Origin of the sequence: Anabaena sp. CCY 9613 (assembly GCF_963920895.1) — a bacterium.
Lineage (GTDB): Bacteria > Cyanobacteriota > Cyanobacteriia > Cyanobacteriales > Nostocaceae > Cyanocohniella.
Window position 1 is genome coordinate 18,566 of record NZ_CAWUDE010000031.1, and the last position, 8,601, is coordinate 27,166.

6 protein-coding genes are annotated in these 8,601 nt (G+C 42.0%); 5 read left to right on the forward strand and 1 reads right to left on the reverse strand.

Annotated features, from left to right (window positions below; translation table 11 throughout):
* Positions 1-143 precede the first annotated feature (143 nt).
* Positions 144-2,909: a PAS domain S-box protein gene (locus ACM0OT_RS23145; RefSeq protein ID WP_414566724.1), complete on the forward strand. Its 2,766-nt coding sequence runs from the start codon at positions 144-146 to the stop codon at positions 2,907-2,909.
* 11 nt (positions 2,910-2,920) lie between these two features.
* On the opposite strand, the gene ACM0OT_RS23150 is transcribed toward ACM0OT_RS23145, so the two are convergent.
* Positions 2,921-4,288 (reverse strand): ATP-binding protein, encoded by a 1,368-nt coding sequence (locus ACM0OT_RS23150; protein ID WP_414566725.1) that lies wholly within the window; start codon positions 4,286-4,288, stop codon positions 2,921-2,923.
* Positions 4,289-4,376: 88 nt separating this feature from the next.
* On the opposite strand from ACM0OT_RS23150, the gene ACM0OT_RS23155 reads away from it, so the two are divergent.
* From ACM0OT_RS23155 to prmA, 4 genes are all read left to right on the forward strand, one after another.
* Entirely contained in the window at positions 4,377-5,075 is a 699-nt protein-coding gene (locus ACM0OT_RS23155) for a response regulator transcription factor (protein WP_414566726.1), read from the forward strand.
* Between the two features lie 154 nt (positions 5,076-5,229).
* Positions 5,230-5,505 carry a ketopantoate reductase C-terminal domain-containing protein gene (locus ACM0OT_RS23160; protein ID WP_414566730.1) on the forward strand — a complete coding sequence of 92 codons (276 nt, stop codon included), beginning with the start codon at positions 5,230-5,232 and terminating at the stop codon, positions 5,503-5,505.
* Positions 5,506-5,830: 325 nt separating this feature from the next.
* Entirely contained in the window at positions 5,831-7,411 is a 1,581-nt protein-coding gene (serA, locus tag ACM0OT_RS23165; RefSeq protein ID WP_414566727.1) for a phosphoglycerate dehydrogenase, read from the forward strand.
* 149 nt (positions 7,412-7,560) lie between these two features.
* Entirely contained in the window at positions 7,561-8,481 is a 921-nt protein-coding gene (prmA, locus tag ACM0OT_RS23170) for a 50S ribosomal protein L11 methyltransferase (RefSeq protein WP_414566728.1), read from the forward strand.
* Positions 8,482-8,601: the final 120 nt, after the last annotated feature.

Sequence of the window (8,601 nt, forward strand, 5' to 3'; positions counted from 1 at the left end):
CGCCCAAAAACTCTGCGTTACTATGTATTACTAAACCTTACTGATTTATTTTTCCTTCTATAGGTATAAAGACTTGCCCGTGATTTGATGTCATGGTGTTAGATGAGTGTTACATTTTTCTTAGCTTTCTTCAACAGCACAGAATGCCAGACGCGGAAAATTACCCAAATCAGCAACAATTCGCCGAACAAGCAGAAGGCATGATACTGCAACTAGCTGACGGTAGTATCCAAGCTTGTAATGCGTCTGCTGAGAAGATTTTGGGATTTACTACCCCCCAGCTAATCGGGCGTAATTTGTTTGATTTACCTTGGCAACTCATTTCCGAAGATGCCCTACACCCAGCTATGGTGGCCCTGAAAACAGGTAAACCGTGTTTGCAGGTAGACTGTGGTTTTTATCAGCCCAATGCGCTACAAATTCGGCTGTTAATCAACTCACAACCACTATTTCAAGCACCAGAAAGCGCACCTTATGCGGTGATCACGACTTTTAGGGAAATTGTGGCAAATCACAGCCAGACATCTCCAGATGTGGCTGATGTGGAAATACTTAAGGATAGTCAACATCTCATTCAACAAATTGCCCACATTATTCCCGGACTGTTATACATTTATGACCTAGAACAACAGCGCAATTTTTACGTTAATCACGAAATTGATCAGCTTTGGGGATATAAGCCAGAACAAATCCAGACAATGGGGCGGGATTTATTTGACAAAATTATGCACCCTGAGGATCTATCTCTTCTGCCTGCCCATTTTGCTAAATTTAAATCTGCTAGTAATGGCGAAGTTTTAATTTTTGAGTATCGTATTCTACACGCCAATGGTGAATGGCGGTGGTTTTGTAGCTATGAGACTGTATTTCGCCGCCTGGTTGATGAATCACCACAACAGATTTTGGGTATCGCTTTTGATATTACAGAACGCCGAAGTACAGAAGTCGCCTTACAGCAGAGTAACGAAAGGTTTAGGCTAGCGGCTGCGGCAGTTAATGACTTAATCTACGATTGGGATGTCCAAAAAAATACTGTAGAAAGAACTTTAGGACTCACTGAGATTTTTGGCTATACCCCAGAAGAAGCGGAACCGACTCTTCAATGGTGGCAAGGAATAATTCATGCCGATGACTTAGAAATGTTTAATCACAAGTTAACATCTAGTCTGTCCACGGGAAATCGTTTTAGCATTGAGTATCGGATACGCCATAAAAATGGCCACTATCGGTGGGTAGATGAGCGGGGGTTTGCCGTCCGAGATGCCGATAATGTGATAGTCAGAGTAGTTGGGGCAACTCAAGATATTACCCAGCGCAAACAAGCCGAAATAGATGTACTGCAACGAGAAATTCAATTAAGATGTTTATTTGATTCCAATATTATTGGCATTATTTTTGCCAATACCGAGCAAATTATTGACGCCAACGACGCGTTTTTGGAAATTGTCGGTTATACACGCGAGGAATTATTAGCGGGTAAGTTACGCAGACAAAATATCACCCCACCTGAATATCATGATCTCGATCAGCAAGGATTAGAAGACCTATTGCGTGTGGGGATATGTACTCCCTTTGAAAAAGAATACATACGCAAAGATAATTCCCGCATTCCCGTATTGATTGGTGGTGCTTTGGTACATCGAGAACCAATATCTTGGGTCTGTTTTATTCTGGATTTAAGTCAAAGGAAACAATTAGAACAGGCACTCAGACAAAAAGCAGAAGAACTGCAACAAGCCAACAAAATTAAAGACGAGTTCTTGGCCATTCTCTCACATGAACTGCGATCGCCTCTTAATCCCATTTTAGGGTGGTCAACGTTGCTCAAAAGCCACAAGCTAGATGCCGCAACCACAACTAGGGCTTTGGATACCATTGAACGCAATACTAAATTGCAAATGAAACTGATCGATGATCTGTTAGATGTTTCCCGGATTATTCAAGGTAAGCTGAGTTTGCATTTTGCTACTGTAAATCTGGCATATGTCATTGATGGGGCATTAGAAACAGTAAGATTAGCAGCAGCAGAAAAATCTATCAAAATTCACAAGCAGATGAATTTGACTGATGGATCAGTTTGGGGCGATTTTCACCGTTTACAACAAGTTTTGGGTAATTTGCTGGGCAATGCCATTAAGTTTAGTGCCTCTGGTCAACAGATAGAAGTTGCCCTGTCAGTGATTCCCCCAGACCATCAGCACCAGGGAACTGCCAATTATGCCCAAATTACGGTTAAAGACACAGGTAAAGGCATTACCGCCGAGTTTCTCCCCCACATATTTGAATATTTCCAGCAAGCAGATATCTCCACAACCAGGAAATTTGGCGGATTGGGGCTAGGATTAGCAATAGTGCGTCACCTAGTAGAGTTACATGGTGGCACGGTGGCAGCGGATAGTCCAGGAGAAGGCCAGGGCGCAACCTTCACGGTGAAACTTCCCTTGATGAGAGAAAGTCACAAAGCCGAAAATAAAAAGTTAAAACAAGAGGAGAAAAAATTAAACTCCTCACTTTTAGGCGGACTGAAAATTTTGATTGTTGATGATAAAGCTGATACCAGGCAATTTATTAGCTTTTTACTACAACAGTATGGCGCGATCGCTTCAATGGCAGCAACCGCAAACGAGGCCCTAACGATGATTTCCCAGTCACCACCTGATTTATTAATTAGTGATTTAGGAATGCCAGAAGTAGATGGCTACAAGCTAATTCGTTTAATCAGAAACAGTCCACCCGAAAAAGGCGGAAATATCCCCGCGATCGCTCTGACATCTTATGCTAATGAACGCGATAAAAAACAGGTATTGGCGGCTGGATTTCAGAAACACGTTGCTAAACCAGTAGTACCCAATGAATTACTCACCTTGATTGCAGATTTAATGCAACAACGGTGTAACTGGAATATTTAAGCTGAATTTTTTTAGCAACTTGTGTGGGGAATTTTAACGGTAAATGTTGTGCCCACACCTACTTGACTTTCTACAGTAATTTCTCCTTGATGTCGTTCTACACATTTCTTAACTACTGCCAATCCTAGCCCAGTACCAACGATATTTTCTACATTTTGACATCGATATAAAGGCTCATAAATTTTTTCTTGTTCTGCTAGGGGAATGCCTATTCCTTGATCTATTACTTGAAAAACTATATTTTCTGCTTCTGAATTTAAAATTAAGGAGATATTTCCACCTACAAATGAATATTTAATTGCATTTAATAGTAAATTACAGAGGATAGAATATAGGAGTTTTTCATCTAAATTAGCACGAAAAAGTTGACCCAAATTCATAAATTCTATCAAATGTCTTGTAGTGCTAAAAAGCTGTAAATCTTCTACCAAATTCAAACAAAAATTTTCTACGTTGATTAATTGAGGCTTGTAATCTAGTTGCCCTACTTCTGCTCTAGTTAAAGTCAATATATCTGTTAACAAATGATTGATTAGTTTTGCTGAAGATTGAATACGATAGAGATTTTTGAGTTGCTTTTCATCTACTAAATCTTCGAGGATTTCTTTGAGTAATTGAGACGAAAGCAAAATTATACTTAGAGGGGTTCTAAATTCATGAGAAATCATAGAAAACAAACGAAGTTTTAATTCTCCGAACTCTTTTTCTTGAGCTAAAGAAACTTCTAGAGATTCTATTTTTTCACGTTTCACCCATTGACCTTCCAGGACAATACATAAGCTGGCAATCACTACGAGGCTTAAAATTGTGCCGATAATTTCTATTAATATTCGGAGACGAATACTGTTGTCAGATTCCTCTAGTGAATTGTTTAAGTAACTTTGTTCTTCAGCTTTAATCTCCGCCATGACCTGCAAAATTTGTTCTCGCAATTTAACGCTGCGATCGGTAATATTATTTTGGAAAGAAATTGCTGTTGTATCTTGTTGATAAAGTTCGATAGATTCTTTTAAAAGCGCTAATCTTTGCTTAACTAATGATTCCAACCGCTGCAACCGCTGTTGCTGATTCAAACTAGGATGTATCTGCTCCTCTAACACCCTCAGTTCAGAATGCATATTTATTAGTTCATTTTGATGACGTTGTAAATCTTGTGTATTCCCTAAGAAAATATATCCGCGCCGCGCTGATTCTGCCGCTGTCATTGCCGCATAAAAATTGGTTAAAGTATTAAGTGTTTGATAAGTTTGCTGTACCCTATCAGCACCTCTTTGAATTTCACTGGTGTTTTTAAAGGAAGCAAATGTAACTAGTCCCATCAATAATAAAGTTAAACTAAATGCTCCAATAATCCATCTTCCCGGAAAAGACCATTTCATAAATTTATGATGCATCAAAAATGACTGACTTTTATTGCTCAACAAATCCGAGTTTCAGTAAAATTTCATTCTAAACAAAGGATATATTATGCGAATTTTGGTAGTTGAAGATGATATTCAACTGGCGGAGGTATTAACAGAAGCCTTAAGCAGACGCCAGTATGTAGTCGATGTTGCTAAAGATGGAGAAGCGGCTTGGAACTCAGCAGAGTCGATGAAGTATGACTTGGTGGTATTAGACGTGACATTACCAAAGCTAGATGGAATTAAGTTTTGCCAACGCTTACGGACTACTGGCGCTAGCCACCCAGCTTATCGTAACGCTGGTTCACCAGTGCTGATGTTAACCGCCCGTGATACTGTAGCTGATAAGATTGCCGGGTTAGATGCAGGTGCAGATGATTATGTGGCCAAGCCATTTGATTTAGAAGAATTAATGGCGCGGATTCGGGCTTTACTCCGACGGGGTAGTTCGGCGACTACAGTCAGTTTATCTTGGGAAAAACTACATCTAAATCCTAGTACTTATGAGGCTACTTATGATAGTTATCCTATATCATTAACTCCTAAGGAATATGCCATTTTGGAATTGCTGGTTGCTAATGGTAGAAGGGTATTGAGCCGTTCTAGCATCATTGAACAGGTGTGGTCGGTAGATGACTCTCCGGTAGAGGAAACTGTCAGGTCACATATTAAATGTCTTCGGCAAAAACTGAGGGTTTTAGGTGCGCCAGAAAATTTTATTGAAACGGTACATGGGCTAGGATATCGTCTCAAATATGAATAGTCTGGCTAAAGTATGCCTTGATTTTTATGAAAATTTGTATTATCGGTGCAGGTGCTATCGGTAGTTATTTGGGGGTAATTTAGCTTTTAATCCTATTAGTGCCTTGACTGGCGCCACTTTAGAGCAAATTTGTCAGTATCCCTGAACCCGCAACCTGGCAAAGCAGATGATGACTGAAGCCCAAATGATTGCTGAGAAACTGGGCATTGAATTTGGGATCACTCTAGAACAGCGCATCAATGGTGCAGAAAAAGTTGGCGCTCACAAAACTTCTATGCTCCAAGATATCGAAGCCGGTCGTCCCACAGAAGTTGCGGCTATTCTAGGGGCAATAATTGAACTAGGCAGATTAACTCAAATTCCTACGCCTTACATGGATACAGTCTATGCTAATGTCAAATTATTAGAAAATATAGTAGTAAAAGCATAGAGCCAACACTTATCATGATTTAAAAAATTTAGCAAGTAAAAACTTTATTTCCATTTCCCATTACCCCTTATCCCCACAGGGGCCCCGAGTTCCCCACTCCCTACTTTTACCAAAAGGGTGGCACAAATAATCACTTGTTTTCAGATATCAGGAGGCAGCGCCAGACCATCTCTGCAATCGACACTTTGATACCATCATCATGAAAGGTGAGTGAGGACGAGGTTGATATTCAAACAAATACTTTTTGCTGAATTGCCACAGATAAGGACTAAACTAAAAGGTCTTGTGCAGCAAAACCTGTAAATTAAAAAAAAATGAAGTAATCATGTCTAAGGTTCTCGTCTCCGATCCTATTGACCAAGCTGGAATTGACATTCTCTCCCAAGTTGCTACTGTAGATGTCAAAACAGGTCTAAAACCAGCAGAACTAATCGAAATTATCGGTGATTATGACGCGCTCATGATTCGCTCTGGTACGCGTGTTACACAAGAAATTATTGATGCTGGCACTCAGTTAAAAATTATTGGTCGTGCCGGTGTTGGTGTGGATAACGTGGATGTTCCCGCAGCCACCCGCCGAGGAATTGTTGTTGTTAATTCTCCAGAAGGTAACACCATCGCCGCCGCAGAACACGCTCTAGCCATGATGTTGTCCTTATCTCGTCATATTCCTGATGCTAATGCTTCAGTGAAAAGCGGTGAGTGGGATCGCAAAACTTTTGTGGGTGCGGAAGTTTATAAAAAAACTCTCGGAGTTGTTGGCTTGGGTAAAATTGGTTCCCATGTCGCCGCTGTGGCCAAAGCAATGGGAATGAAATTATTAGCTTATGACCCATTTATCTCTACAGAACGGGCTGAACAGATTGGCTGTCAGTTAGTGGATATGGATTTACTCATGCAGCAAGCAGATTATATTACGCTGCACATCCCCAAAACCCCAGAAACCACCCATTTAATCAATGCCACCACCTTGGCAAAAATGAAACCCACAGCCAGAATTATCAACTGCGCTCGTGGTGGGATCATTGATGAGGCAGCTTTAGCAGCAGCCATTAAAGAAGGTAAAATTGCAGGTGCAGCTTTAGATGTGTTCGAGTCAGAACCACTAGGTGAATCTGATTTGCGATCGCTCGGTAAAGAAATCATCCTCACCCCTCATTTGGGAGCCTCGACGACAGAAGCTCAGGTGAATGTAGCCATTGACGTGGCTGAACAAATCCGTGATGTTATCTTAGGATTACCAGCACGTTCGGCCGTCAACATCCCTGGATTCGGCCCCGACGTGCTAGAAGAACTCAAACCCTACATGCAGTTAGCCGAAACATTGGGTAAATTGGTGGGACAACTAGCTGGGGGACGAGTAGAATTACTCACTGTCAGACTTCAAGGTGATTTGGCCACCAACAAAAGTCAACCTTTAGTGGTAGCATCTCTCAAAGGACTACTTTACCAAGCCTTACGGGAAAGAGTAAATTACGTCAATGCCAGCATAGAAGCCAAAGAACGAGGAATCAGGGTAATTGAAACCCGCGATGCTTCAGCCCGTGACTACGCCGGTTCACTGCACTTAGAGGCTACAGGTACTTTAGGTACTCACTCCGTTACAGGTGCATTATTAGGCGATAAAGAAATTCACCTCACCGACGTTGACGGTTTCCCCATTAACGTCCCCCCCAGCAAATATATGCTGTTCACCCTGCACCGAGATATGCCAGGAATTATCGGCAAACTCGGTTCCTTACTCGGCAGTTTTAATGTGAATATTGCCAGTATGCAGGTAGGCCGCAAAATTGTGCGTGGTGATGCAGTCATGGCTTTGAGTATCGATGACCCTTTACCCGATGGCATTTTGGCTGAAATTACCAAAGTCCCAGGGATTCGTGATGCATACACAGTAACCCTGTAAGGGACAAGGGGATAAGGGGAGTAGGGGACAAGGGGACAAGGGGCAAAACTGGGGAATAGTCACAAAAACTTACTCCTTCATCTCCTCATCCCCCCATCTCCCCACTCCCTACTCCCCACTCCCTACTCCCCACTCCCTACATTTAAAAAATGGCAAACACTTGGTGGGAACTACAGATTTTATGTGAACCCGCGCTAGAAGATTCAGTCTTTTGGCGACTGGAGGATTTTGGCAGCCGTGGTACAGCGATGGAAACTAAAGGTAATTCCTGTGTCGTCAAAGCGTACCTACCAAGCTTTCAAGCACAGCTACTAGATTTGGCGGCGCTGTCGCTGTGGTTGCGTCAAGATGCTTTGTGTATCGGATCGTCTGTTCCTACCCTGCACTGGGGATTAATAGACGAGGAAGATTGGTCTACTAGTTGGAAACAACATTGGCAACCTGAAGAAATAGGCGATCGCTTCTTGATCAACCCTGCATGGCTACCCTTACCAGAATCATTAGAGCGGTTGGTAATTCGTCTTGATCCTGGTGTAGCATTTGGCACAGGTAATCATGCTACAACTCAATTGTGTTTGGAATCTTTAGAAATGCGGCTGAGTGAGCTACCTCAGTCTTTTGTCGATACAACTAACAAACAAGAACCTGTAGTAATTGCGGATATTGGTTGTGGTTCCGGTATCCTTTCCATTGGCGCAGTGCTGCTGGGAGCCGAGAAAGTTTATGCTGTGGATACTGACCCCTTAGCAGTACAATCCACCTTTAGCAATCGCGCCCTCAACGAAATTAGCCCAGAACGTTTAATCCCCGCAGAAGGGAGTGTAGACATGGTGACCAGACTGGTAGAAAAACCAGTAGATGGTATCGTTTGTAACATTTTAGCTGATGTCATTATTCAATTAATTCCCGAAATGAGTGCGATCGCTAAACCCAGCACTTGGGCAATTTTTAGCGGGATCTTACTGGAACAATCCAAAGCTGTTGCTGATGCTTTAGAGCAAAATGGTTGGGTGGTGGCTACCTTGTGGAAACGTAAAGAATGGTGTTGCTTGAATGCACGGCGTTCTTGAACTTAATCAAAAACTTTGTCACAATTTCGTTTCTCCATTCCCTACTCCTAGCCTAAGCTGGTATAAAGTGAAGTACTCCGGCTTGCTTCGCTGAAACCGGAGCTTCAGTAAAACAACCAT